At 39.4% G+C, this 1,199-nt stretch carries 1 protein-coding gene; it reads right to left on the bottom strand.

Translation table 11 applies throughout. The features are described from left to right. Positions 1-38: 38 nt before the first annotated feature. Positions 39-1,126, bottom strand: a protein-coding gene (locus tag JMX92_RS13310) for an IS3 family transposase (protein WP_201546150.1) whose coding sequence is annotated in 2 segments (ribosomal slippage) — positions 39-874 and positions 874-1,126 — 1,089 coding nt in all. Because the reading frame shifts where the segments join, the coding sequence is not laid out codon by codon here. Positions 1,127-1,199: the final 73 nt, after the last annotated feature.

Here is a 1,199-nt window from a genome sequence, read left to right as displayed (position 1 = left end):
GGAAATACCCCCATATTTAAAACACTAAATAAGTAGAACTAAGCTGCCATATTAAATTTCTGAATCGGCGTAAAGCCACCATTAGCCATATTGGGTCTTTCGTTATTATAGTGATTGATCCAAGCTTCGGCTTGTTGTCTCACTTGATCTAAACTATCAAACAATTCTTGATTAAGCCAATCATAACGCACTGTTTTATTAAATCGTTCAACATAAGCATTTTGCTGGGGATTACCAGGCTCGATATATTCAATAACGATACCTTGCTTAGTTGCCCAATCCTTTAAATCATTACTGATGTATTCAGGGCCATTATCACACCTGATTTGATTAGGCTTACCACGGCATTCTATAAGCTGATTTAAACTGCGTATCACTCTTTGAGCGGGTAATGAGAAGTCAACCTCAATGGTTAATGCTTCACGATTAAAGTCATCAATGACATTAAAGAGTCTAATGGCACGACCATCGGTTAAAGCATCGTGCATAAAGTCCATGCTCCAGCTTTGATTGATGTTAGAAGGTACAGCAAGCTTTTGGGGTTTGTCTCGTTTAATACGCCGTTTAGGCTTTATTCTTAGGTTTAATTCAAGCTCACGGTAGATACGATAAACACGTTTATGGTTATAAGGCAGACCCAATACATTTCTTAGATATAAGAAGCATAGTTTAAAGCCCCAGTTTTTATGACTACTTGTTAAATCAATCAACAGCTTAGCTATCTGCTCATTGTCATCCGCTGTCTTTGGCTGATAGTAATAGCAGGTTGTGCTGATGTTAAAGGTCAGACAGGCTAAACGGATACAAATGGCTCTGGAATTGATGTAATGCTGAGCAAGCTCTTTGCGCCTAGAGGGCGCTACCACTTTTTTGACATGGCGTCCTGTAAGATGTCTGATTTAAGCCGTTCCTCGGCGTACATCTTCTTCAGACGAGCGTTCTCAGCTTCTAATTCTTTAAGACGGGTAATTAATGAGGCATCCATGCCACCATATTTGGAGCGCCATTTGTAAAACGTGCTCTGGCTTATATTGTGTTCACGTAGTATGTCACTGACAGGTACGCCTTGTTCTGCTTGTTTGAGTATATTAACAATCTGAGTGTCGGTAAATCTTGATTTTTTCATGTCGAAATCTCCTGCTGGTATTTTAGCAGTTAGTTTCTACTTTTACGTGTTATTGTTTTTCGGGGTGATTACC

The organism is Psychrobacter sp. H7-1 (assembly GCF_904846585.1).
Classification (GTDB): Bacteria; Pseudomonadota; Gammaproteobacteria; order Pseudomonadales; family Moraxellaceae; genus Psychrobacter; species Psychrobacter raelei.
This window is presented reverse-complemented; position numbering and strand designations above follow the sequence as displayed.